This is a genomic window from Streptococcus sp. 29887, from assembly GCF_032595075.1.
Taxonomy (GTDB): Bacteria; Bacillota; Bacilli; order Lactobacillales; family Streptococcaceae; genus Streptococcus; species Streptococcus iners.
The window spans coordinates 436,536-455,214 of record NZ_CP118735.1; the positions used below are offsets into that span (position 1 = coordinate 436,536).

The 18,679-nt window shown below is 41.0% G+C and carries 36 protein-coding genes and 1 tRNA gene; 31 read left to right on the plus strand and 6 right to left on the minus strand.

Annotated elements, in window-relative coordinates; genetic code table 11:
- Positions 1-71: 71 nt before the first annotated feature.
- The 3 genes from PW252_RS02165 to PW252_RS02175 all read right to left on the minus strand — a co-directional run bounded on the left by PW252_RS02165 (position 72) and on the right by PW252_RS02175 (position 2,290).
- Positions 72-506 (minus strand): type II toxin-antitoxin system PemK/MazF family toxin, encoded by a 435-nt coding sequence (locus tag PW252_RS02165; RefSeq protein ID WP_105144520.1) that lies wholly within the window; start codon positions 504-506, stop codon positions 72-74.
- A 175-nt stretch (positions 507-681) separates the two neighbouring features.
- Entirely contained in the window at positions 682-1,485 is an 804-nt protein-coding gene (locus PW252_RS02170) for an XRE family transcriptional regulator (RefSeq protein ID WP_248051492.1), read from the minus strand.
- A 586-nt stretch (positions 1,486-2,071) separates the two neighbouring features.
- On the minus strand, positions 2,072-2,290 hold the full coding sequence (locus tag PW252_RS02175) for a hypothetical protein (protein WP_044692075.1): 219 nt from the start codon (positions 2,288-2,290) through the stop codon (positions 2,072-2,074).
- 136 nt (positions 2,291-2,426) lie between these two features.
- On the opposite strand from PW252_RS02175, the gene PW252_RS02180 reads away from it, so the two are divergent.
- From PW252_RS02180 to PW252_RS02190, 3 genes are read left to right on the plus strand one after another with little or no spacing between them, the layout of a single operon-like run.
- Positions 2,427-2,609, plus strand: a complete 183-nt coding sequence (locus PW252_RS02180) for a helix-turn-helix domain-containing protein (protein WP_248051626.1) — start codon at positions 2,427-2,429, stop codon at positions 2,607-2,609.
- Between the two features lie 6 nt (positions 2,610-2,615).
- On the plus strand, positions 2,616-2,849 hold the full coding sequence (locus tag PW252_RS02185; RefSeq protein WP_248051627.1) for a helix-turn-helix transcriptional regulator: 234 nt from the start codon (positions 2,616-2,618) through the stop codon (positions 2,847-2,849).
- Between the two features lie 12 nt (positions 2,850-2,861).
- Entirely contained in the window at positions 2,862-3,083 is a 222-nt protein-coding gene (locus PW252_RS02190) for an antitoxin (RefSeq protein WP_248050387.1), read from the plus strand.
- Between the two features lie 103 nt (positions 3,084-3,186).
- Here the strand turns inward: PW252_RS02190 and PW252_RS02195 are convergent, their stop codons facing one another.
- A complete protein-coding gene (locus tag PW252_RS02195) occupies positions 3,187-3,387 on the minus strand; it encodes a hypothetical protein (protein ID WP_248051629.1) in 201 nt (66 codons plus the stop codon).
- Positions 3,388-3,468: 81 nt separating this feature from the next.
- Between PW252_RS02195 and PW252_RS02200 the strand changes: the two genes are divergently transcribed.
- Entirely contained in the window at positions 3,469-3,738 is a 270-nt protein-coding gene (locus tag PW252_RS02200; RefSeq protein ID WP_248051631.1) for a hypothetical protein, read from the plus strand.
- Here the strand turns inward: PW252_RS02200 and PW252_RS02205 are convergent.
- Positions 3,728-3,937: a hypothetical protein gene (locus PW252_RS02205; RefSeq protein WP_248051633.1), complete on the minus strand. Its 210-nt coding sequence runs from the start codon at positions 3,935-3,937 to the stop codon at positions 3,728-3,730. The genes PW252_RS02200 and PW252_RS02205 overlap by 11 nt on opposite strands.
- A 159-nt stretch (positions 3,938-4,096) precedes the next feature.
- Positions 4,097-4,375, minus strand: coding sequence for a hypothetical protein (locus PW252_RS02210; RefSeq protein ID WP_024395624.1), 279 nt, complete (start codon positions 4,373-4,375; stop codon positions 4,097-4,099).
- Positions 4,376-4,520: 145 nt separating this feature from the next.
- On the opposite strand from PW252_RS02210, the gene PW252_RS02215 reads away from it, so the two are divergent.
- The 27 genes from PW252_RS02215 to PW252_RS02345 all read left to right on the plus strand — a co-directional run bounded on the left by PW252_RS02215 (position 4,521) and on the right by PW252_RS02345 (position 18,204).
- Positions 4,521-4,706, plus strand: coding sequence for a helix-turn-helix domain-containing protein (locus PW252_RS02215; RefSeq protein WP_024395623.1), 186 nt, complete (start codon positions 4,521-4,523; stop codon positions 4,704-4,706).
- A gap of 68 nt (positions 4,707-4,774) precedes the next feature.
- Entirely contained in the window at positions 4,775-5,029 is a 255-nt protein-coding gene (locus PW252_RS02220) for a hypothetical protein (RefSeq protein ID WP_002936992.1), read from the plus strand.
- 40 nt (positions 5,030-5,069) lie between these two features.
- Positions 5,070-5,345 (plus strand): hypothetical protein, encoded by a 276-nt coding sequence (locus tag PW252_RS02225; RefSeq protein ID WP_248051635.1) that lies wholly within the window; start codon positions 5,070-5,072, stop codon positions 5,343-5,345.
- Complete coding sequence (locus PW252_RS02230) at positions 5,335-5,484, plus strand: hypothetical protein (protein WP_248051637.1); 150 nt, start codon at positions 5,335-5,337, stop codon at positions 5,482-5,484. Before PW252_RS02225 ends, PW252_RS02230 begins: the two co-directional genes overlap by 11 nt.
- A 132-nt stretch (positions 5,485-5,616) precedes the next feature.
- Positions 5,617-5,961, plus strand: a complete 345-nt coding sequence (locus tag PW252_RS02235; protein WP_105106975.1) for a hypothetical protein — start codon at positions 5,617-5,619, stop codon at positions 5,959-5,961.
- Positions 5,958-6,146, plus strand: coding sequence for a hypothetical protein (locus PW252_RS02240; protein WP_248051639.1), 189 nt, complete (start codon positions 5,958-5,960; stop codon positions 6,144-6,146). Before PW252_RS02235 ends, PW252_RS02240 begins: the two co-directional genes overlap by 4 nt.
- Positions 6,143-6,445: a hypothetical protein gene (locus tag PW252_RS02245; RefSeq protein ID WP_248051641.1), complete on the plus strand. Its 303-nt coding sequence runs from the start codon at positions 6,143-6,145 to the stop codon at positions 6,443-6,445. The genes PW252_RS02240 and PW252_RS02245 overlap by 4 nt, the downstream gene beginning before the upstream one ends.
- Positions 6,442-7,116, plus strand: coding sequence for an AAA family ATPase (locus PW252_RS02250; protein WP_248051643.1), 675 nt, complete (start codon positions 6,442-6,444; stop codon positions 7,114-7,116). Before PW252_RS02245 ends, PW252_RS02250 begins: the two co-directional genes overlap by 4 nt.
- Positions 7,109-8,548 carry a DEAD/DEAH box helicase gene (locus PW252_RS02255; protein WP_248051645.1) on the plus strand — a complete coding sequence of 480 codons (1,440 nt, stop codon included), beginning with the start codon at positions 7,109-7,111 and terminating at the stop codon, positions 8,546-8,548. The genes PW252_RS02250 and PW252_RS02255 overlap by 8 nt, the downstream gene beginning before the upstream one ends.
- A gap of 2 nt (positions 8,549-8,550) precedes the next feature.
- Positions 8,551-9,021, plus strand: a complete 471-nt coding sequence (locus PW252_RS02260; protein ID WP_248051646.1) for a DUF669 domain-containing protein — start codon at positions 8,551-8,553, stop codon at positions 9,019-9,021.
- A 16-nt stretch (positions 9,022-9,037) separates the two neighbouring features.
- Positions 9,038-10,588 carry a phage resistance protein gene (locus PW252_RS02265; protein WP_248051647.1) on the plus strand — a complete coding sequence of 517 codons (1,551 nt, stop codon included), beginning with the start codon at positions 9,038-9,040 and terminating at the stop codon, positions 10,586-10,588.
- Between the two features lie 239 nt (positions 10,589-10,827).
- Positions 10,828-11,697, plus strand: coding sequence for a bifunctional DNA primase/polymerase (locus PW252_RS02270; protein ID WP_248051648.1), 870 nt, complete (start codon positions 10,828-10,830; stop codon positions 11,695-11,697).
- Complete coding sequence (locus PW252_RS02275) at positions 11,678-12,004, plus strand: VRR-NUC domain-containing protein (protein ID WP_248051649.1); 327 nt, start codon at positions 11,678-11,680, stop codon at positions 12,002-12,004. Before PW252_RS02270 ends, PW252_RS02275 begins: the two co-directional genes overlap by 20 nt.
- A complete protein-coding gene (locus PW252_RS02280; RefSeq protein ID WP_248051650.1) occupies positions 11,985-12,134 on the plus strand; it encodes a hypothetical protein in 150 nt (49 codons plus the stop codon). Before PW252_RS02275 ends, PW252_RS02280 begins: the two co-directional genes overlap by 20 nt.
- A complete protein-coding gene (locus PW252_RS02285; protein ID WP_248051651.1) occupies positions 12,118-12,444 on the plus strand; it encodes a MazG-like family protein in 327 nt (108 codons plus the stop codon). The genes PW252_RS02280 and PW252_RS02285 overlap by 17 nt, the downstream gene beginning before the upstream one ends.
- Positions 12,444-12,728 carry a DUF3310 domain-containing protein gene (locus tag PW252_RS02290; protein ID WP_248051653.1) on the plus strand — a complete coding sequence of 95 codons (285 nt, stop codon included), beginning with the start codon at positions 12,444-12,446 and terminating at the stop codon, positions 12,726-12,728. Before PW252_RS02285 ends, PW252_RS02290 begins: the two co-directional genes overlap by 1 nt.
- Positions 12,729-12,735: 7 nt before the next feature.
- A complete protein-coding gene (locus tag PW252_RS02295; RefSeq protein ID WP_316716837.1) occupies positions 12,736-13,002 on the plus strand; it encodes a DUF1372 family protein in 267 nt (88 codons plus the stop codon).
- Complete coding sequence (locus tag PW252_RS02300) at positions 13,003-13,209, plus strand: hypothetical protein (protein WP_248051655.1); 207 nt, start codon at positions 13,003-13,005, stop codon at positions 13,207-13,209. It begins immediately after the preceding gene.
- Between the two features lie 460 nt (positions 13,210-13,669).
- Positions 13,670-14,251 (plus strand): DUF1642 domain-containing protein, encoded by a 582-nt coding sequence (locus PW252_RS02305; RefSeq protein WP_248051656.1) that lies wholly within the window; start codon positions 13,670-13,672, stop codon positions 14,249-14,251.
- Positions 14,251-14,586: a hypothetical protein gene (locus tag PW252_RS02310; RefSeq protein ID WP_248051657.1), complete on the plus strand. Its 336-nt coding sequence runs from the start codon at positions 14,251-14,253 to the stop codon at positions 14,584-14,586. Before PW252_RS02305 ends, PW252_RS02310 begins: the two co-directional genes overlap by 1 nt.
- A 136-nt stretch (positions 14,587-14,722) precedes the next feature.
- Entirely contained in the window at positions 14,723-15,073 is a 351-nt protein-coding gene (locus PW252_RS02315) for a YopX family protein (protein ID WP_248051658.1), read from the plus strand.
- A 3-nt stretch (positions 15,074-15,076) separates the two neighbouring features.
- On the plus strand, positions 15,077-15,460 hold the full coding sequence (locus tag PW252_RS02320; protein ID WP_248051659.1) for a hypothetical protein: 384 nt from the start codon (positions 15,077-15,079) through the stop codon (positions 15,458-15,460).
- Positions 15,453-15,659 (plus strand): hypothetical protein, encoded by a 207-nt coding sequence (locus PW252_RS02325; RefSeq protein ID WP_248051661.1) that lies wholly within the window; start codon positions 15,453-15,455, stop codon positions 15,657-15,659. The genes PW252_RS02320 and PW252_RS02325 overlap by 8 nt, the downstream gene beginning before the upstream one ends.
- The gene (locus PW252_RS02330; protein ID WP_248051663.1) at positions 15,656-16,186 is read left to right on the plus strand and encodes a helix-turn-helix transcriptional regulator; all 531 of its coding nucleotides are present in this window, start codon (positions 15,656-15,658) and stop codon (positions 16,184-16,186) included. Before PW252_RS02325 ends, PW252_RS02330 begins: the two co-directional genes overlap by 4 nt.
- The gene (locus tag PW252_RS02335; RefSeq protein ID WP_248051665.1) at positions 16,183-16,761 is read left to right on the plus strand and encodes a hypothetical protein; all 579 of its coding nucleotides are present in this window, start codon (positions 16,183-16,185) and stop codon (positions 16,759-16,761) included. The genes PW252_RS02330 and PW252_RS02335 overlap by 4 nt, the downstream gene beginning before the upstream one ends.
- A gap of 774 nt (positions 16,762-17,535) precedes the next feature.
- Positions 17,536-17,976: an ArpU family phage packaging/lysis transcriptional regulator gene (locus PW252_RS02340; RefSeq protein ID WP_099831245.1), complete on the plus strand. Its 441-nt coding sequence runs from the start codon at positions 17,536-17,538 to the stop codon at positions 17,974-17,976.
- 138 nt (positions 17,977-18,114) lie between these two features.
- Positions 18,115-18,204 (plus strand) — tRNA-Ser (locus PW252_RS02345).
- The last annotated feature ends 475 nt before the right edge of the window (positions 18,205-18,679 follow it).

Genomic DNA, 18,679 nt, shown 5'->3' on the forward strand with positions numbered 1-18,679 from the left:
ATAGCTGGTCTTTGCTTATTTGGTTACCCTGCACTTCGGCTTTGGTCGGTTGGAAGTGTGGGGATTTTTTGTTATTCGATATCTAATTGCAAGACTTCTTTGATTTTTGCTTTTAGCTTGTCCAGATCTGTCTGGTCGAGTTGGTAGGTTGGTTTGTATATTTTCTGGAATAGTTCCTTTCCTGATTTGTCGGTAAGGGGAACTCCAGAGGGGGCTACTTGCTTTTTGGTCTTGTAGATGATTTTGCGTTTGTCAATTTCTTGTATTTTTCGGACATAGGCGTAGGCTTTGGGTTTTGATGGTGTGTCTTGGTATTTGGTATTATCCAGTGTGATACCACCTCGGTATTTTTTGCCTGCTTTTTTGCCTGTTAATGGTACAGCTAAGAGTGTGCCGTCTGTTTTATCGGGCGGCGTCAGAATGATAGCGTAGTGCTTGCCGTAAAATTCATTTCCGCCTTTTTGTGTGAAATTGACAAGGTAGACTTCTCCTTGTTGAAATGCCATGGTAACTCCTTGATAAAAAAATAAGGTGCACTTAGAAAAGTACACCAGACTGTTTGTCCTTGACGAACAAGGCTTTATAAATAAATATCGTATCCTTGACGAACAAGGCTTTTGACTAACCTCATTATACCAAAATGAGTGAAATAGTCAAGGATATTTATTTCTGGTGTTGTATTTACCTCTCCCTATACACCTCCACGACCTCGCCGATGGTGCGCATGTCTTCGGTGAATTGGATATTGTCATAGTCTGGGTTCAGTGACTGTAGATGGTCGCTTTTTAGTTTTTTGACGTAGTTTTCGCCGTCTACTTGGAAAATTCCGATTTTGTTTAGGTCGACTTGGTCTTTCATTTTGATAAAGAGGAAGTCGCCATTTTTGATTTTGGGTTCCATGGAGTGTCCGACGGCGATGGCGATGGTGTCGAAATCTTTCTGGTCTGGGATGTCGTCTGCGTAGAAGCTGACCATGGTGTCGTAGTCGTCTTCTTGCCAGTAGCCTGTACCTGCGGACACTTTGCCTGGTACGGGTAGGCTGATACGCTTTCTGGCTTCGTATTCTGCACGTTTTTCTGATATGTCAATGATTTTCCCTTGCTCTTCGGCTAGAAGCGTTTCAGAGGTTGTTAGGAGCTTATTCTTGCGTGTGTCGTTGAGCTTGTCATAGTTAGATAACAGAATAGTCTTACGTGGGTCGAAGTTGGGAAGAGGGATGGAAGTGGATGGGATTGTGGATTTAAACCGTGGGTCTATATCTGATTTCTTCAATCCAAAATAATCTGCGATTTTTTGGACGTTACCAGGTCTTGGTAAAGCTGTTCCTTTTACATATTCATTAAAACTACTTCTTGGGATTTCTAACCTGTCCGCTAGATGAGATTGTTTTAAGTCGTTTTCAGCAAGTAACCTTTGAAGCATACCTGAAACATGTTGCATTGCTTCTAGGTCATGCGGGGTTGCTTTTCCTCGCCCTCTGGCCATTTTTAATACCTCCGATTACTTTTCTATCTATAATAATACCGTTTTAAATCGTTTTTGTAAAATGAAAATACAAAAAAAATTCGTTTTTTTTCGTTTTTATACTTGACATCCGTTTTAAAACGGATTATAATATAGTCAAGGTCAAGGAAATGACCGAATAAAACAGGAGGAAAAGCAAATGGTGGACATACTAAAAAGCCTAGCTGATAACGAGTTAGCAATTCCGATTATCATTCTAGGCTTAGTAAGAGAAGCTCGCTTATGGCACAAACAAGTGCTTGAGCACAAGCGGAACTTACAAAACAAAAAGTAAGAGCAAGGGGCGAAAGCCCCAACCTCTTATTTGTAGTATACCACCATTTGCCAAATAAAGCAATGATCTATTGGTTAGCTGGTTTGTTGGTCCTGTCGTTTGTGATACGGCAGATTGTGAAGTGGAGGAAGAAGAAATAAAGGAGGAAGAGATGAAACCGAAGCGTTATCCGTATAGCGGGCGAATAAAAAAGCAACCTGAAGAACAGATTGCTTTTGAAATATCGAAGTTGCAAGTCATACTATCCCAACTTTCTGATAATCTTAATTATTTTTACTCGAAAGTTAAATAGCCGTTTCCTTCATCTGTGACATGGTAACCAGATTTTCTTGCTTCTTCAATAATCTCGTCTTTGGACATGTTGTAGTTATGGTAGTTTATCGACGCTTTAGGATGATCATGTTGGGTAGTAAAAATCATAGTTAAGTAGGAATCTAATTCCTCCCAACTATATTTTTTACTAGCGGTTGGTTTTGGATTTAATTTGTTCATACCTATCTCCTTTCTATCAAAATTTCATGAATAAAAGATGTTGGGTTATTCATGAGAATATTATAGCACAGATTACCAGATATAGTATTACAAAAATTTTACATTACTATATCTAGTGATTTACAAGGAGGATATTATGTGGGAAAAACTACAAGAAATATTGGTAGAACGAGGGCTGACAGTCGTTGACTTGGCAAAAATGGCAGGTATTCCAAAGACAAGCATATATAATGCCAAACATCACGATATTGGTTACAAAAAAATGGAAAAAATCGCTGACGCTTTGGATGTCAGCCTAGATGAATTTAGAAAGGGGTGAGGGGTATTGAAATGGTCCTTAAAAGCATTGCGTGTTAATGCAGGTCTTACTGCGAAAGAAGTAGCAGATATGATTGGCATCCACCAGCAAACGCTTTTGAAATACGAAAGAGATAGCATGGACATTAGGGTTGATTTACTTGCGCAACTGGCTGAACTGTACCGTGTTAATCAAGATGATATTTTTTTAGGCAAACAATCCGTTTTAAAACGGAACTTTAAACAAAACAAACCAAACTAGAAAGGGGCTAACATGTCAAAACAAAGATACGGTCGCCCAAGTACAGGGCAGAAAGGGAATAACCGTCCTACTGTGGTCATTAGTCGTGAGAACTACGACGAGGTTGATAACTTGTCGCTTGGTACAGGAATGAGCCGTAGTGCTATTATTGATTATTTTATCAGTGAAGGCTTGAAACGTGCTCGTATTGAAGAAGTCATCATCAAGACTAAGCGTCTAGTTCTTGAGGGCTAGAAAGGAGACGATTATGAGACCGAATCGAATTTTTCATGGAAACGAAAAACCAACAAACGCAGTAGAGGGCGATTGTTGGTATAGAGATGGAGAATTATTGGTGTTAAAGAACGATTGGGAACGTTGCGTAGACATCGACGAAGCCATCGTGAATAACACTCAATAATTCATTGCCGTCAGCAAAGAGCATTTTTGTCACTTCAGCACCTTTGATAGAGATGATTTCTCTACCTTCAGCAGACGGTGTTGAGTAGGACACATTGTCGCTTTGCTTGAATCGAACATGGAAGTAGTTAGGTTCCATGTGATTCACCTCCTTTCTGTGTTGATATATCGATTATAGCACAGGGAGGAGAACCGACCAAACTAGAAAGGAGGAGGAAAAATGCAACTAGGAAAAATGAAAGTCAATATTGAATTCGTAGGAGCTGAAAAACTTCATGAAGCGATTGACGATGTAAAGAAAAAAGCCGAAGAACTGGAACAGGCAATTCAACGGCTCAATGAAATAAAGTTGGAATTAAAAACACAGATTGCTGATGCATTAGAAAAGCCTACCACAGTAGCGATAGGCGATGAATATGAGGAAGATAGGCGGAAATTTCCTCATGAGACTTATGCTGACTACATTGATAGGCTACGAGCTAATCAATGACGCGTACGGCTATTACTGAATCGAGATTGATTAAGTGATTGTAGTTGGTATCTTTTTCAATGAGTTCAATCAACGAGTCATCATACTTAAAATTACTATCAATATTCTCTTTAACGAATGTTAGTTCTGTACCACTTGAAAAAATAAGAGTGACCTGCTTTTCTTTCAAGTTTGCAGAAATGAAATATTTCACATTCATAACTTCACCTCCTTTCCGTATTTATTATATCACGGAAAGAGAGCAACCAAACTAGAAAGGAGAAAGGGATGAAGATAATAAAAATAGAATCTACCAAGAAGCAGATTCTAATATCCAAGAACAAACGAATAATATTTCATGTTCCTGATGGTACGATGTTTATTCATGATCTGGAAAAGTGATGATTTGCGCGCCATTCTCATCGGTAAAAACATGCGGCTTTCTGTTTGACCATACAGTTGGCACGCTTGAATCGCAAAGAATCGTTAGTCCGTCCTCATAGACGATTAAGTTATGTATGAAAGTTTGATTATCAGTCGTAGTAGCAAACTTTAACAAGGCTTCTGGTTCGTGCAGAATTGTCCCTTTAGTTAATTCTACACTGTAAGGAAGAAACGTAACTTCATCTTTCGCCATTGCATTTATAACTTTCTGCATAAATTTTCTCCTTTCTATCAAAATTATGAATAAAGAGTGTAAAGGATTTTATTCATGAGAATATTATAGCAAAATGATATTGAAAAATCAATATCTAGTTGAAAATAGCTTTTTAAATACTATATCTAGTATACAGGAGGAATATATGTGGGAAATAATTGAAAGATTACTCGAAGAAAGAGGGTTGAATAAAAACCAACTTGCTAGACAAGCTGGTTTGCATCAAAATAGCCTAATCGATCTAAAAATGGGAAGAAAGAAATCCTTGAAGTTTGAGGATGTTGTCAAAATAGCTGACACTTTGGGTGTCAGTCTGGACGAATTTAGGTAACAAAAAACCACTGCGGGAACAGTGGCTTACAAAATTATCTAACAGAATTATAACATAGGAGGCCTATTATGGACAAGATATTTGTTGACTTGTCCGACTGGATAAAATCGATAATAAGAGATGTTGTAAACGAGATTTTACTAGAAAAGGACAACGACGATGGTTTCCCAGAAATGATGAACCGAAAGGATTGCATCAGATTTCTAAAGGTAGACGGGACCGTCTTTGATAAATACAGAAAATTACCGAATTTCCCTAAAGAACAAGAGGGAACAAAATGGAAGAAAAGAGCTATTAAAATTTGGCTTAGCGAAAAAGACTAAAAGACCAATCTGGACAAGGTCTGAAACGAGGAAATAATTTATGACAGAAGCATTATTATCATTATCAATTTTCGCCCTGCCCGTATTGGCAGTAGGCATTTTGGAGCAACGGAAGACCGAGAAGGAGCGGAAGAAACGTGAGCAGGAGCTTTTGCTCGACTACAAAATCGCTATGGCTTGTGAACGGGCAGTTGAAGCAGATAGACAAGCCTGGAAGAACAGTGTTAAACAGTCTCTTATAAACTGGAAACCAATCAAGTTTGCTGATGAGGTACCAACTCGGACAGCTAGAAAGTGGGGTAGACATGCGAATTAACGAGGGTATCGGCAGAGAAAACCTTATCGACCAGATTGTCTATATCACAGGTAAAGCACGACAGTTTTATCAATCCATGTCGCCCTATGAGCTGGCTATGGAATTGAAGATTGCTAAATTACAGGCAGGGTTGGTATGACAATTTACGATAGGGAATACGTGTGTGATGACTGTCTTGAACAATGGGAATCACGCTCAGAAGAGCCGATGACATTTTGTCCATACTGCCAATCAGATGAAGAACCAAGAATTATTGGAAAATGGAGAGCTTATGACTAACGCAGAAAGAATCAGAGAATATTACAAGGAACATCCTAACGCTACATCTAGCGAAGTAGCCGAAGCATTGGGCATCAAAGAAACGACGGTCAAGGGCACTGTATCCCGAGATTGCAAGCATAATCTTTGCGTTCGGTTGCCGGATGGGGGCATTGATTACACCCAACATTTTAAAATCACAGAACAGCAAGCTGAATTTCGTGAGTATGCCAAGGAAATCTTGCTAGAACAGATTGAGATTTTACGTGAGGCCAATCGCAGAGAAAGTGATAGCAACCAAATCCGATTGAACTCTCGCGAAATCAGAAATCTGCTTTACGAGGTAAGCAAGCTATGACAAGACAAGATTTAATCGAATTGATGGAAAGTGATGCAGCAATAGGTATCAAAGATTTTATGGCTATGCATGATCACTATGTTACCTGCATGATCACTCACAAACAAGGTTACGACCATGACCAGTTGGAGTATATCGTTGCATACGTTAAATTTTTGGAAAATCATTTTATGGAGGATTTATGAAAATCTACATAGCGGATGACAAGCGGTTGATTGTCGAACCTTCGTGGTTTGATAGATTTGACTATAAAGGCGAGATTTATGTAAATGAGCCGAAAACAAAAATACAACTGAAGGCAAAGGTTGCGGAAGAAATTGAGCAAGATATACGAAAAACAATGGCTGAAGTCATCGCTCGATTTCAGACGCTTTTCGAAGAGTTACCGTTAGAAGATATTTTTAACGAAAAACGCAAGCAAGTGCGTGAATCCTATGATACAGAGCAAGCAGTTGCTGATGTGATAGAAAGGTGGCAGAAATGAAGATTACAAAAGCAAGCGAAATCGAACGGACGAAGAATTGGCGTGTCCTGCTGTACGGAAAGCCCGGCCTTGGGAAGACCAGTGTTATCAAGTCTCTGACGGGCCGAACGCTAGTCTTGGACATGGACCATTCTAGCAAGGTCTTGGGCGGTACGGATAATATCGATGTCATCGAATTCGACCGGAATCACCCAACAGAATTTATGAAGATATTCCTGACCGAAGTCGATTCTCTACTCAGCGAATATGACAATCTAGTCATTGATAATCTAACCAGCTTTCAATCTGATTGGTTTGTCGAAGCAGGAAAGTCATCAAAGAATGGTATTTCCAATGAATTACAACATTACAACCAATGGACCAACTACTTTCTGCGTGTGCTGACAGCTATCTACTCTAAGCCTATCAATATCTATGTGACAGCTTGGGAAGATACGCGAGAATTGACCCTGGACACAGGACAGTTAATCACTCAGTATGTGCCACAGATTCGGTCTAATGTGCTGAACCAGTTGCTTGGATTGACAGATGTTGTCGGTCGAATCATGGTCAACGCTAAGAGTGGGAATCGCGGGGTTATCCTCGAAGGTTCGGAAGGGACCTACGCTAAGAATCGACTGGATGAACGGACAGCCTGTCCGATTGAGGAGTTGTTTGCATTTAATGTTTAAGTTATTTGACTACCAACTAGATTTGATTGATAGGGCACGCAAGCAGATAGCTGATAAGAATGTTATGATTGTCAGCCCACCTGGAAGCGGTAAGTCCGTTGTCATATCAGAAGTTATCAAACGAGCTACGGAAAAAGGTGGCAGGGTACTGTTCCTAGTGCACCGCAAGGAATTGATTGAGCAGATAACTGGCAGTCTAACAAGACACGAGGTCAATCTCAGTCGTGTTGACTTACTGACAGTCGGAAGAGCGAAGAACAGGCTATCTGTTATCCAGAAACCTACGCTGATCATCACAGACGAAGGGCATCATGGGAAAGCGAGTACCTACCAGGCTATCTACAAATATTTCGAAGATGTCCCACGGTTAGGCTTTACGGCGACCCCTTGGAGACTTAATGGGTCTGGTTTCACCGATACATACGATGTTATGGTTGAGGGCAAGTCTGTCCAATGGTTGATTGATAACCAAAGGCTTGCGAATTGCAGGTATTACAGTTTACTTTCGATTGATACCTCAAAGCTCAAGACCAGAAATGGTGAATATACCAACCAGTCGATTGATGAAGCGTTCGGCAAGGCCATCTATGGCAACGTGGTCAAGGAGTACCGAAAACGTGCAGACGGTCAGAAAGCTATTCTGTATGCTCATTCGATAGAGGCCTCTAAGAGCTTCTCTGACGAATTTAATCAAGCAGGTATAGTTTCGGTCCATGTCGACTCTAAAACGCCTAAAATCGAACGTGAGCGCATTATGCAAGCCTTTCGTGACGGTGAGATACAAGTCTTGTGCAATGTGGACTTAATCAGCGAGGGCTTCGATGTGCCGGACTGCTCTGTGACGATACTATGTAGGCCCACGAAATCACTGGTACTGTATCTTCAACAGTCCATGCGGTCCATGCGTTACCAACCTGGCAAGATAGCCATTATCATCGACTGTGTTGTCAATTGGCAGATACATGGTCTGCCCTACACCCCGCACAACTGGAAAGAGTATTTCCAAGGAGGGTGGAAGAAAGCACGTAAAACCGAAAACACGATCCAGGCGAAACAATGCCCAGACTGTTCGGCCATGTGGCCATTGAATCAATCGGTGTGTGATATGTGTGGATATAATTTCGGTGAGCGTGAGCAGGCTGAGAAAGAACGAATTGAAGCTGAATTGGTTGAAATCAAGCAGAAAGAATTTCAGCAGGCACGTTTGGCTGAACAGAAATTCGGCAAGAACCTAGCGAAGAACTGGGAAATAGCCAAAGCGCGGGCCAGTATCAAAGGCGGAAAACCGCTATATAAACTACTTTTCTACTACGCAGGTACAGATGTACCAGACGATGACATCATTCGCATCTCGGGTGTTTCTAGCAAGGAATACTATCGAGCTTTGCAATGGGTCGAAAAACAAAAAAATAAAATTATTACGAGGTATTAAACATGGGATTTACAACAGATTTTTCAGATGTTAAAGAGTATCAGGAATTCAAAGAGCAGGACTACGAGATGATCGTATTCGATGCGTACGAAGCAGAGAACAAGAATGGTAAGCTACGTGTTGTCATTGACTACGTTGTCCGAAACGATGTCCAGCAAGAGAAGCAGAATGCTCACTTGTGGGATGAACAGTACCGTTCGACACAGACCAATAAATACCACATGGGTATTTTGATGGGTAAAGCCAAGGCGCTCGGTATCCCAGAGGGCAAGCATTATGACAGTTTTGAAGCCTTTCTCAATGACTTCAAGGGGCGCACTGCGAAGGTTCGTGTGAAATTGGAGGAATACAACGGTGAGAAATATCCGAAAGTACGGTTCACCAACGCTTCAGATGTACCGAATTCACACCACGTTTGGAAAGAGCAGACTACTGCAGCATCACCAGTTGCTGACGATGATTTACCGTTTTAATTCTACGAGGTAATCTATGAAATCGCTATCCGATTCGCTTGACCGGTTACTTTATCAAACGGACTGGGGGTCCAGTCTGTTTGGCGAATCGGTGTTAAAAGCGGAACTAAAGAAACAATTATACAAAATCCATTATGTGAACGATAAAAACCAAGTACACTACTATTTTGAATCAGCAACGGTTGAACCTAAGGACATCGGCTATTTCGCAAGTGACGGTCGCAAGACACACAGGTTTATCTATGGCGATGTCTGGATGTCCAACGAAACGGATGACAATCCAGCGACTGTGAAATACAACTCAGAGAAGAATTTTCCGCCCTTCGCTAAGTTAGTCATTGATTATCTGATTGGCAGGTATACGATTTCTGACGGCTATCTCTACGATGTCAGCAATCGGCAGTTTCGGATTTTGGACGAGTACGCTCTGCAGACACGTTACGGATTCAAAGATGCCAGTCACATCATGGAAATCCTATCAGGTATCCATCATTTTCTAGGTGTTAAGCCAATCAATTATATCCAACTTTATCAAATCGCAGGGCAGGATTTCATCATTGATCTGGAAGCCAACGAACTACGAATCGAACCACCCAAGCAGAATGTATCCTATTTCAAGCATTACCCTGTGAAACTATCGGATGCCCAGGCATCGCAGAGAATCGCCCAGGAATTCCTTGAGTATGTCATCGCAGACAGTCAGTCGCTTCACAACGCACAGCTTCAAGCCTACTACATGGCACAAGTCGCATGTGGTATTCGACCCAAGACCAATTTCTTCATCTCAAAATCTGGGGTACGAACGGGGAAGGGTCTTCGGCACATAGCGTTGTCTGGGTTATTTAAAAAAATCGATGTCGAGCTGGACACGCTAAAATCGAATGGCTTTGAGGCCCTGCAAGCCTGGGCGATGTTTTCAGGCGGAGAAATGGCCCTTGCGACGGAGCAGGGTGATATTCAAGGCCTTGCAATGGAGCGAGTACTTAAAATCATCGCAACCGAACGAACGCACGTTGCACGGTCAATCGGACAGAACCAGTCACTGGTTAGTCTGTCTAGTGTGCTGTGTATTGATACAAACAGGACAGTCGCGCTATCTGATGAGATGAATGGACGGAAAATCTTGATTCAGTATCAGGATAGGCCAGAAGGTGAGACAGATTTTGAACGTGAAGAGATATTCGCAAAATACTGGCAGGCGTTCACGAATCGAGACAAGTCGCCGAAAGTCGCAGGCAGTCTTGGGTTTCTACTGAATTCTATGGAATATTTCAAGCAACAGGATGAGATGTATCTGTGGAAGAATGTGGAAGTATTCAACGATATTGACCTGGACGATTTTCAGATGGCACTGATAAACGCTCTGCAAGAGATTGATTTCGTGCAGAGGACAGGGAATAAGGAAGTAGTCGCACTGTCTGATAGAGTTTACGGAAAGAATATGAACGCTTTAGGTGAATCGTTAGCAAGGATTGGGGTCAAAGCTACCTCTAAGAAGGTTAATGGCAAGTCAGCTAGAGGATATATTATCGAAAATCAAGAGCGTTTTAACAAATTTATCATGTGAGGTCACAGGCGGTATTGGGGTAGTTATACATTCCTTGTAACCGTCTAAACCCTTACTGAATAAAGGTTTCAGCTATTATTTTACACAGGTTACGGAGTTACCCACTCATCAATAAGACTTATATATTGTTAATTATTTTATTTTATATATATAAGGGGTGGGGGAGCTGAATTCCGTAAACCTCGTTACCGAAAGGGTGTAAACCCTTGATACGACTAGAGTTAAGGGGGTTTCACACCATGTACCACGACACAGCACTAGCTTTTCTAAAAAAAGGCTATCAGGTCATTCCGTTAAGCCGAAAGACTGGCAATCCGATTATTAAATTTAAGGATATTCCGATAACAGAAGAGATTATCAAATCAGTCAATTGGTTTAATTGTGACTATGCCCTCTTGATGCGTGGCGTGTGGGCTATTGATATTGATACTCACAATATGGATGTGACGATTGCAGAAGGATTGAAATTTCTCTTACGGTCGCAGAAAGCGGACTTGCTATCTGTTCTGTCCACTGACCAGAACGACTATGGCTTAGATGGGTATTCATCAATATTACGAAGCGAGTACAGGCGAGAACTGATTAATAATTTTAACAATACATTTCTGGAATTAACTGCAAGCGGTGGGATGCATGTCTTATTTAAAAAGCGTGAAGATATACCCTATGCACAGAAAATCGGAGTCATGCCTGGAATTGATATTAAGGCCAATGAAAACAACTACGTGAAGATATTTCCATCTGAAGGTAGAGAAGTGCTGCAAGCAGTCAAAGAATTGCCGTATTACGATGGCATATTTGAACAGGAAGTTTTTAAACCGAAACAACAGATTATCACACAGTATTTTAGCGACTCATTGCCAACGAGTTTGAATGGTAGCCACGAAGGAAAAGAGGCCTATGACCGAATCATCACTGGAACGTGTATGAATCGGAACGACGATTTGTTTAAGGCGAGCTGCTGGGCTATTGAGAATAATCAAAGTCTCGCAGATTTAATGGTCATCATTGGAACAGTCAAGGGCAGAGATGTATTCACACAAGAAGAATTTGAACGAACAATAGAATCAGCAAGAAGGAAGGTGAATTATGTCACTATCGGAACATGACATACAATCGCAGATCCGCATGGAATTGGCCAAGTGTGGCTATCCAACTTTCCGTGCTAATGTGGGTAAAGTCCGCACGGCAGATGGACGCTATTTTGATACAGGTCTGCCAAGAGGGTTTAGTGACCTGTTTGGATTTAGACCAGATGGACAAATATTTTTTATCGAAGTAAAAAATGAAAAAGGTCGTGTGAGACCTGAGCAAGTAAAATTTATTGAAAGGATGCGTATTTCTGGCGCCTTAGCTGGTGTAGCTAGAAGTGTTGAGGATGCAAGGAGGATAATTGATGCAGATATCGATCGTTGATACCGTAGTTGGAAACAAGGGTTTCTATTGGGTGGAAGGTGACACGCTATTTTTAGCCAGCCATCTGACTGAAGAACAAAAGCAAAAATATATTGAACAAGTGAGGAAGAAGAATGGCAAAGAATTTTGAAGAACTAAAAAATATGGTTGTCTGTTGGGCATTTGAAAAAAATCTACACTTAGCTGACCCGAAAATCCAATGGATGCGAGTGACGGAAGAGGTCGGAGAAATCCAAGATGTACTGCTGAAACCGACAAAGTTTGAAAATCCTGAACGAGCACTAAAAGATGCGCTCGGTGATTCCTTGGTCACTTTGATTGTACTGGCCTATCAGTTGCGATTGGATTTGGTCGATTGTCTAGAAGTCGCATACGACGAAATCAAAGACCGTAAGGGACGGATGGTGAATGGTACGTTTGTGAAAGAGGAGGATTTGTGATGGGTGAGCCAAAAAGTTGGGCGTTAGCAAGTGTAGAAGGAAAAGAGGGGCAATTCGACAACGTAACCAAACCAAAACATTACCAAGGTAAGTATGGTTTGGAAGCTATCGAGGTTATCAAGAACTTCCTGACCGAGGAAGAGCTAAGAGGTTACTACAAGGGGAATGCCCTGAAATACCTACTTCGGGAGCGGAGCAAGAATGGCCTTGAGGACCTAAAAAAGCTAGGCAGATACCTGGACTGGCTAATCGAGGAGACGGAGAAAGCGAATGAAAGAAGATAATCTATCGTTGATTATTGCAATAATTTTTGGGATTGCATTGATAGCAGCATTGCTTGAAATCAATAGACTGGAATCCCGCGAACCTATCATCATCTACCGTGTCGGCAACGAAGGAATAGACATGTTCGGCAAGGTCACGGCTAAGGATGTGGTTGACGGACATTACTATGTCGAGGTCAAGCCTTATGGTAAGTTCCTGGTGACCAGGGAGCAGTATGACAGCGTATCTGTCGGCGATGAGATGCCTGAGTGGTTGAAAGGACGGAAGAAGTAGATGACGGTCGATGACATTATCACAACTTGTCACAAAATCAATACCAAGCCCAACATCCATCTGGGAGAGGTTCAGGATATGTACGAGTCCAAGGATGGACAGATGCGGTATTACGTTAACAGGGAGAATGGTGTGGCTTATTTGTACGCCACACAGAAAAGAGGTGAGTTTATATCGGTGGTAAACGAATCCAAGAGGATGAATTAGATTATATCCGTCATTTATACCAATACCCAGAGAACAGCACTGTCAAAAGTGTAACGGGACATCTAGGTATCTCTAGACGTGCTTATTATTACCGCAGGGAGAAAGCTGGCATTACCAAGAAGCATATTAGAGGCTGGTCGGATGAAGAGATTGCATTTATTAAAAAGACATGCATCACGTTAACGATACAAGAACAGGCCGATGTACTAGGCAGAACGGTAAGTGCTGTAAAGAATAAGCGTTTCGAGATTGGCGCTGTACGATACCGTCAGAAACCTAGTCTAGAAGAAGTTAAAAAGTTGGCAAGGGCTGGTATGACCAAACGTGAGATTTCTAAAACGCTCGGAATCTCAATCAGTGCTGTTAGTTGGTATCTCTACCATTATGGTATTGATTTTGTAAAATGCGATGGGTCGCACGTTTGGCGGAATGACATGAAAACATTATTTGGAGGAAACAGATGAAACAGAATGATTTTTACGAAGTGAACGGGTGTACGGAGTTTATACCTGTAACAATCAATGAAAGATACAATGACGGAGTTGATGTCACGATTCACGGTCCCATAAGGCCTTTTAGAACAACGGTTGAACAAGTGTATCAGTTTCAGAAACCACATGAACCACAAAAGGTTGTGATACCAAAATATGTATCTGAATGGATTGGTTACTGTAAGGCTAATGGCTTAACTTTGTTAGGAGCTATTGAACCAATATCAAAATTTGGTAAAGGACTTGCTGATACGTTCACAGGGGAATTAAACAGATGCCTTAGTTGGGTGGGGTTTAATCAAAATGCTTTTGCTCGTGCATGGCTTGACGGCTACGAAGTGGAGGAGGAAAAGCTATATACAGTTGAAATACCTAACCCTAACAAAATTGGGAATGAAGTTAATGTGCTAATGATGAATGGCTTTAGGCAAGTAATTATCAAAAAAGAATTTGGTAATGACTGGAAGAAAGAAAAAGGTTTTCAGCTAACCGAGGAAGAAATTAAAAAGGACTTTGACTGGGCTTGGCAATTTGCGAAAGAGGTGGAGTGATGGATAAGTATTTAATGTACGGAATTGTCATTTTAGGAATAATAGGTGTCGTGCTAAATACAGCCCTTATCTTGGTTTACGCTATAGCTATTAAAAATCTTGATAGTCAGCAACAAAAATATAAAAATGAGATGAGACGGATATTCGGTTGGGATGAATATGACTGGAGTGAGAATTTTAATAGAGTTAAAAAAAGGTCAGAACGGTTATTAGAAGAGGTTGATGAGCTTAATAAATTACCTTTAATCATTCAAGCGAAGAAAGAGCAAACACTTAGACGTCTGATTCAGGAACAAGACCAAACGCAGGGAGAAATCGAGAGGTTGAGTAGATGAAACAATTATTGAGGTCTATTGGATTTATTCTGATATTTTATTCGTTTGTCCCTAACATCATCCACGAGATGATGCTTGCTCAGAAGATAATGTTTGGATTAGGTTCTAGTTGGCTATTTTATGAAGGAGGCAGAAAATGATACCGAAGTTTAGAGCGTGGGATACCATCAAAAAAGCTATGAGTGAGGTTGAAATAATTGTGTATACAGAGGAAAGAGTGTATCCTTTCTACTCAAAAGTAATCCGAAGATACATTCCATTTAGTGAAGCAATCCTCATGCAGTCCACAGGGGTGTTTGATAAAAACGGCAAGGAAATTTTTGAGGGCGATATTGTTAGAATGCACTCAGGCGAGCTTTTACCAGTAAAGCTACACCACGGCATGTTCGAACCTGTTTGTTATTACGCCAGCCGTGCCTTTGGGAGGGTTGGAAATGTTTTTGAAAATCCTGAGTTGTTAGAACACCCAGATTTTAGGGAGGGGTAGGAAATGGAAACTAGTATTTTAGGAGAGTTAAAAGCATTAATGGATTGCTTTCCTGGTTCATACATTAACCATAATCTTGAATTGATACTCATATCGATAACAAATACATATTTCAAAATTGAAGATTGTAAAGACAAACGTGATATAATTGCAAAATTATTAATGTGGTGCAGCAGAACGATTGTAAAAGGTCAACCATTTCGTAGCGAAAGTAGAAATAATGCATTTAGGAAGCTTGTCAAAATGTCTTTAAATCATTATTTAGGCACACTCTTTTCGAACGAAGGTATGGCCTTGATTTATCAAAGATTAGGCAATGGAATCAATCCAGAATTGACTTATAGATTTATTGACAGCGGTTTTGATTTGGAGGTACTAAATGACTAACGAAAAACTAGGCGTGCTACTGGTCGATGTGCCAGAGCCGAGGCATGCAAAGTATAATTACTTAGAATATAGCGATGGAACTCACAGTATTTTCATGGCGGATACAAAAGAAACGGTTAGGGCAGAGGCGATGCTTTGCACCCAAGAAGAAGCTCAGAAATACCCACAATTTCGGTGGGTAGCTTTGGAGGATTTATGATTAAACGGCATCGTTTTAGCAAACACGCACCGAAACCTGAGCCAGAACCGTATGCAGAAGGCACGTTGAAAGACTTACGGTTGAAGCTTGGTATGACGCAGAAAGAGCTTGCGGAACTATTGGAAGTCCCTAAAACAACTATATGCCATTGGGAACGCAAACATACCAATCCGCCTGATGTTATACATAAATTGCAGAAGATGCACGAAGATACTAAAGACCATATCAAAGACGATGGTGTAGACATCATTGAAAAACTCAGTTACCTTAAACATCGGCTCGGAATATCATATGACAGCTTGGCTCAATTGGTTGGAGCTAGCCATGGAACGTCTGTCAAAGATTGGATGGACGGTGCAAAACCAAAGTTGAAATATGTAGCAGAAATCAATCGCATGTATGATGAGTTAAAAGGCCAACACCGACCGAAACCCCGAAAACACCGACCGACTTTTTGTCAGCTAGACCCGCTGGACAAGACTTCGTGGAAAGCGGAAATTGAAAATCCGGTTATTGCGTGGCGATGAGTCTAGTTAATATCGCTAATGATTGGGTTTTCCGTAAGTCGTGGAGCAATGTATTAAATATTGAGATTGACAAGTGGGTGACAGATGAAGCGCTAGCTTTACTTGAATACCAGATACCGAAGAATGCTTTTGGAAAAAGCGTCAGGAGCGGTGTCTTAAAGAGTGGCATAGGGGTGTATCTAAAGCATTTGTCCAAGGACGAGGCGAACGAACAAGGTTTCACAGACATCATGCTAAAAGTGCAAAAGTCTAGACCTAAAGAATTAATGGGCTTGAAACCCGATTTTAAAATCCCGGGTATTGATGGCTATGTCGTCAAAAATATGCTTTATTGCAGATGGGTTGAGGACAAGAAGTCTTTCTGGTTTGTGGTCGATATTGACGTAGAAAACGTTCGAGAGTTTGCGATTAAGCTGCACAAGTTGTTTTTGAACGGTACATATTTAGATGATGTCTATGTTGGTTTTTCGAAAGAAGCGACAACCAGGCTAGCCTACGAAATTGCTTTAGAACTCAGAAAATGCGGTTGCTTGGAGTTTATGGGCTACAACGAAAACATATTTAAGGGTTTGTGATTGTAACAGGTCACAAGCTTATTACCCGAATGGGTAAAATAAAAAAGAGGAAACAATATCAAGACTAATCTAACCGAAACGTTTTTGTCAACACTTTCCTAGTTTTGGTTAGTAGGAAACAATAGATATCTGGGCGGAGACCTTTTTCCGTGGTCAAGAATTGTCTCTAAAAAGAAAGGTTAAAAATGGTGAATATATGACAAATAAACAGACAGAAAGAGAGGCGCTCAGGGGCTAACAACCCCTGAGACCTAGCGATAGGTTTCACGTTTGTCGACCCATGTAAACTCATAGGTCGCCCTCTACATATTTCTTGAAATTTCTGTCATTTGTATTCTCCAAGCTTATGCTGTGCTATGAGAATGTGCTATCCAGTGAAGAGCCGACTGTCTGAGTGTAACTGGCTCATGGTATCTCAATCTTATGTTAAAGACGGATACTTTTCTACTGGCTTACTAACTGTGAAAGGTTAGTAAGTCATTCTGCCAAAAATAAATTTAAAAGGAGGATTCCTTTGTAGATTAAAGTCACATTATTGGGCCAATGGCAGTACGGTCAGCCACAAATAACATTTAACTTTACAGTCGTTGTCTTCTCGCAGATTGTGGTAAAGCGAGAAGGAATACCGCAAATAAAGAAAGGAATCAATCTTAAATATTTCACCGTCCAAGGACCCTATTGCGGTACGGGTTGAGGACAAAATAAAAAAGCCAGCACACTTGTACTGACTGTGAGTAAAACCTAAAACTATTATATCACAAAAGGAGTACGGCAGTGCGGTTATTTAAAGAAATAGATAAGTATTTTACGAAAAAGAACGCTTACGAAGTGCTAGAATTATACAGACGGTACGCCAGAATGGCTGGCGAGGAATACACACCAAAATTGACCGCCACGTACTCTTTTGAACCAAAATCAAGTGGATTTACTAACAAAGCTACTGAAATTCAGGTCACGAATAGAGTTGCTGCGTGCGACGAGTTAGAAGAAATCACCAAAGCGATTAACAGAGTTATAGACCCGTACATTAGGCAGATACTGATTGAGAAGTATTGCAAATGGCACATTAAGCAAGATAAAGCTATCTATACCGATTTAGGGTATTCTGAAAGCGAGTTTTATCGTATGCTCGAGCGTGGAGCGATTGAGTTCGCCGAGAATTACCGTGGTGGTGAGTTACTGGTCTTTCGTAAGTTTTTGGGAGACATTTGCTAGTAACTTGCAAGTGAATGAGCGTTTTTATGTAGTAAAATAGTATTATCGGATACCGAGAAGAGATATGTATTTACATTTTTCAGTCATTATTAATTGACAACCAATCTCCTTAGAAAATCGAACTCGGTATCTATTTCGGGAGAGTTGGCAGAGTTGGTCGAATGCGCCCGTTTGCTAGACGGGTGGCCGCCTACGTGCGGTCCGTGGGTTCGAATCCCACACTCTCCTTTAGGGCTTAGCCTAGATAATCTGTGGTGACACAGGAAAACTAAGATTATGACATACCAATCTTAGTGCCAGCAATGGTCAATCTAAGCAATCAAGTTCTTGTGTCATCTGCTAGGTGGCAACGTGTGAAGTCAAAGAGCTTTTCCAAGAGCCAATCGGTGATGGACTACGTCAGTAGTGCTTGAGACGAATATGGAGGATGAAGAAGGTGTCAAAGTTCGAGAGTCGCGTCAAGAGCGGACACCATGTTACATATTGTTGGGTTGAATACCCGTGGATATGTAACGAGCCGGAAGGTTGCTAACCAGAAGGTAATAATAGGCGTTGCGCATTTTGTTTCTCAAAAGGAAACGAAACGCATGGCGATGCACGTCTATGGTATGCTGACAATGCATAGAGTTTATTATGTTTGGAATAAAAATATTGTTTTAAAGCGAAAGACATCGCCCGTCGCAAAATGAAAGTGCACTTCGGT

Excerpts from the sequence above, each read along its gene's own strand:
- PW252_RS02220 (WP_002936992.1), top strand. The coding sequence starts at position 4,775 with ATGGACAAGATATTTGTTGACTTGTCCGACTGGATAAAATCGATAATA.
- PW252_RS02310 (WP_248051657.1), top strand. The coding sequence starts at position 14,251 with ATGGATAAGTATTTAATGTACGGAATTGTCATTTTAGGAATAATAGGT.
- PW252_RS02285 (WP_248051651.1), top strand. The coding sequence starts at position 12,118 with ATGGCAAAGAATTTTGAAGAACTAAAAAATATGGTTGTCTGTTGGGCA.
- PW252_RS02290 (WP_248051653.1), top strand. The coding sequence starts at position 12,444 with ATGGGTGAGCCAAAAAGTTGGGCGTTAGCAAGTGTAGAAGGAAAAGAG.
- PW252_RS02170 (WP_248051492.1), bottom strand. The coding sequence starts at position 1,485 with ATGGCCAGAGGGCGAGGAAAAGCAACCCCGCATGACCTAGAAGCAATG.
- PW252_RS02260 (WP_248051646.1), top strand. The coding sequence starts at position 8,551 with ATGGGATTTACAACAGATTTTTCAGATGTTAAAGAGTATCAGGAATTC.
- PW252_RS02320 (WP_248051659.1), top strand. The coding sequence starts at position 15,077 with ATGGAAACTAGTATTTTAGGAGAGTTAAAAGCATTAATGGATTGCTTT.
- PW252_RS02275 (WP_248051649.1), top strand. The coding sequence starts at position 11,678 with ATGTCACTATCGGAACATGACATACAATCGCAGATCCGCATGGAATTG.
- PW252_RS02255 (WP_248051645.1), top strand. The coding sequence starts at position 7,109 with ATGTTTAAGTTATTTGACTACCAACTAGATTTGATTGATAGGGCACGC.
- PW252_RS02235 (WP_105106975.1), top strand. The coding sequence starts at position 5,617 with ATGACTAACGCAGAAAGAATCAGAGAATATTACAAGGAACATCCTAAC.
- PW252_RS02190 (WP_248050387.1), top strand. The coding sequence starts at position 2,862 with ATGTCAAAACAAAGATACGGTCGCCCAAGTACAGGGCAGAAAGGGAAT.
- PW252_RS02205 (WP_248051633.1), bottom strand. The coding sequence starts at position 3,937 with ATGAATGTGAAATATTTCATTTCTGCAAACTTGAAAGAAAAGCAGGTC.
- PW252_RS02270 (WP_248051648.1), top strand. The coding sequence starts at position 10,828 with ATGTACCACGACACAGCACTAGCTTTTCTAAAAAAAGGCTATCAGGTC.
- PW252_RS02325 (WP_248051661.1), top strand. The coding sequence starts at position 15,453 with ATGACTAACGAAAAACTAGGCGTGCTACTGGTCGATGTGCCAGAGCCG.
- PW252_RS02300 (WP_248051655.1), top strand. The coding sequence starts at position 13,003 with ATGACGGTCGATGACATTATCACAACTTGTCACAAAATCAATACCAAG.
- PW252_RS02225 (WP_248051635.1), top strand. The coding sequence starts at position 5,070 with ATGACAGAAGCATTATTATCATTATCAATTTTCGCCCTGCCCGTATTG.
- PW252_RS02315 (WP_248051658.1), top strand. The coding sequence starts at position 14,723 with ATGATACCGAAGTTTAGAGCGTGGGATACCATCAAAAAAGCTATGAGT.
- PW252_RS02330 (WP_248051663.1), top strand. The coding sequence starts at position 15,656 with ATGATTAAACGGCATCGTTTTAGCAAACACGCACCGAAACCTGAGCCA.
- PW252_RS02210 (WP_024395624.1), bottom strand. The coding sequence starts at position 4,375 with ATGCAGAAAGTTATAAATGCAATGGCGAAAGATGAAGTTACGTTTCTT.
- PW252_RS02230 (WP_248051637.1), top strand. The coding sequence starts at position 5,335 with ATGCGAATTAACGAGGGTATCGGCAGAGAAAACCTTATCGACCAGATT.
- PW252_RS02240 (WP_248051639.1), top strand. The coding sequence starts at position 5,958 with ATGACAAGACAAGATTTAATCGAATTGATGGAAAGTGATGCAGCAATA.
- PW252_RS02200 (WP_248051631.1), top strand. The coding sequence starts at position 3,469 with ATGCAACTAGGAAAAATGAAAGTCAATATTGAATTCGTAGGAGCTGAA.
- PW252_RS02165 (WP_105144520.1), bottom strand. The coding sequence starts at position 506 with ATGGCATTTCAACAAGGAGAAGTCTACCTTGTCAATTTCACACAAAAA.
- PW252_RS02215 (WP_024395623.1), top strand. The coding sequence starts at position 4,521 with ATGTGGGAAATAATTGAAAGATTACTCGAAGAAAGAGGGTTGAATAAA.
- PW252_RS02245 (WP_248051641.1), top strand. The coding sequence starts at position 6,143 with ATGAAAATCTACATAGCGGATGACAAGCGGTTGATTGTCGAACCTTCG.
- PW252_RS02265 (WP_248051647.1), top strand. The coding sequence starts at position 9,038 with ATGAAATCGCTATCCGATTCGCTTGACCGGTTACTTTATCAAACGGAC.
- PW252_RS02305 (WP_248051656.1), top strand. The coding sequence starts at position 13,670 with ATGAAACAGAATGATTTTTACGAAGTGAACGGGTGTACGGAGTTTATA.
- PW252_RS02195 (WP_248051629.1), bottom strand. The coding sequence starts at position 3,387 with ATGGAACCTAACTACTTCCATGTTCGATTCAAGCAAAGCGACAATGTG.
- PW252_RS02250 (WP_248051643.1), top strand. The coding sequence starts at position 6,442 with ATGAAGATTACAAAAGCAAGCGAAATCGAACGGACGAAGAATTGGCGT.
- PW252_RS02335 (WP_248051665.1), top strand. The coding sequence starts at position 16,183 with ATGAGTCTAGTTAATATCGCTAATGATTGGGTTTTCCGTAAGTCGTGG.
- PW252_RS02175 (WP_044692075.1), bottom strand. The coding sequence starts at position 2,290 with ATGAACAAATTAAATCCAAAACCAACCGCTAGTAAAAAATATAGTTGG.
- PW252_RS02180 (WP_248051626.1), top strand. The coding sequence starts at position 2,427 with ATGTGGGAAAAACTACAAGAAATATTGGTAGAACGAGGGCTGACAGTC.
- PW252_RS02280 (WP_248051650.1), top strand. The coding sequence starts at position 11,985 with ATGCAGATATCGATCGTTGATACCGTAGTTGGAAACAAGGGTTTCTAT.